This is a genomic window from Stenotrophomonas sp. HMWF003, from assembly GCF_003061285.1.
Classification (GTDB): domain Bacteria; phylum Pseudomonadota; class Gammaproteobacteria; order Xanthomonadales; family Xanthomonadaceae; genus Stenotrophomonas; species Stenotrophomonas maltophilia_AP.
In genome coordinates this window covers 9896-11535 of sequence record NZ_QAIW01000467.1, presented here as the reverse complement: position 1 = coordinate 11535, position 1640 = coordinate 9896, and the positions used below count along the sequence as shown (strand labels likewise).

Here is a 1640-nt window from a genome sequence, read left to right as displayed (position 1 = left end):
GCCCCGGCGGCATCCGCGAAATCGAATTCCTGTGCCAGGCCCTGCAGCTGATCCGCGGCGGTCGCGAAGCCAGCCTGCGCGAACGCCGCCTGCTGCATGCGCTGCCCGCGCTGGTGGCGTGTGGGCAGATGGCCGCGCAGGACGGTGACGACCTGCTGCATGCCTACGGCTTCCTGCGCCGGCTGGAAAACCGCCTGCAGATGCTGCGCGATGCGCAGACCCACGCGCTGCCTACCGACCCCACCGACCGCCTGCGCATCGCCACCGGCCTGGGCTACCCCGACTGGGACGCGCTGGTAGCCGCGCTGGAGGTGCAACGCACCCGGGTCAGCACCGAGTTCGGCGCGCTGCTGGCCCCGCGCAAGGGCCAGGCCGCGCCCGATGCGCTGTCCAACTACTGGCGCGGCCTGCCCGACAACGGCAGCGCCGAGATCCTCGCCGAGGCCGGTTTCCACGACCCGCACAGCGCCGACCAGTCGCTGCGCGATTTCGCGCAGTCGCTTGGCGTGAAGTCGCTGTCCGACAGCGCCCGCGCGCGGCTGGACCGCGTGCTGCCGGCGCTGCTGCACGCCGCCACCCGGTCGCCCCAGCCCGACGCCGCGCTCAAGCGCGTGCTCGGCCTGCTGCAGGCTATCCTGCGCCGCACCAGCTACCTGGCGCTGCTCGACGAACAGCCCAGCGCGCTGGCGCGGCTGGTGGACGTATTGGCGCGCAGCGCGCTGCTGGCCGAACGGCTGGCGGCGTACCCATTGCTGCTGGATGAGCTGCTGGATGTGCGCGTGTCCGGGCCGATGCCCGACGCGGACGCGATGCAGGCCGAGTGCGATGCCGCGCTGGCCGTGGACGATCCCGAAGCCGCGCTGCGCCTGCTCAATGAGACTCGCCTGGCGCTCAGCTTCCGCATGGCGCTGGCCACCCTCGACGGCCGCCAGCGCGCCGTGGACAGCACCCGCCAGCTGGCCGAACTGGCCCAGGCGGTGGTGGTGACCGTGCATGCCCTGGCGGCCGCCGACATGCAGCAGGCGCACGGCGTGATCCCCGGCGGGCGCTTTGCGATCATCGGCTACGGCAGCCTGGGCGGGCTGGAACTGGGCTTCGGCTCGGACCTGGACCTGGTGTTCCTGCACGACCACCCGGCCGACCAGGACAGCAGCGACGGCAAGCGTCCGCTCGACCCGGGCCGCTGGTATGCCCGCCTGGCGCAGAAGGTGATGGCGCTGCTGGGCGCGGTCACTGCCGCCGGTCGCCTGTACGACATCGACGTGCGCCTGCGCCCGGACGGCGGCAAGGGCGCGCTGGTGTCCTCGCTGGCCAGCTACACCGAGTACCAGCGCGAGCGTGCGTGGACCTGGGAACACCAGGCGCTGGTACGCGCACGCGGCATCGCCGGCGACGCCACTCTGCTGGCCGATTTCGAACGCGTGCGCGCGCAGACGCTCGCCCGCCCCCGCGATGCCGACGTGCTCTACGCCGACGTGGTGAAGATGCGCGCGCGCATGCGCACCGAACTGGACCGCAGCGACGCCGCGCGGCTGGACCTGAAGCAGGGCGCCGGCGGCATCGTCGACCTGGAATTCCTGCTGCAGACCGGCGTCCTCGACAGCGCCGGCGCGCACCCGCAGGTGCTGGAACCGCGCGAC

General features: G+C 72.9%; 1 protein-coding gene. It reads left to right on the top strand.

What is annotated here, in order from left to right:
- Positions 1 to 1640: bifunctional [glutamate--ammonia ligase]-adenylyl-L-tyrosine phosphorylase/[glutamate--ammonia-ligase] adenylyltransferase (gene glnE / locus DBR34_RS24450; RefSeq protein WP_258224223.1), on the top strand; the 1640-nt coding region annotated here is incomplete at both ends.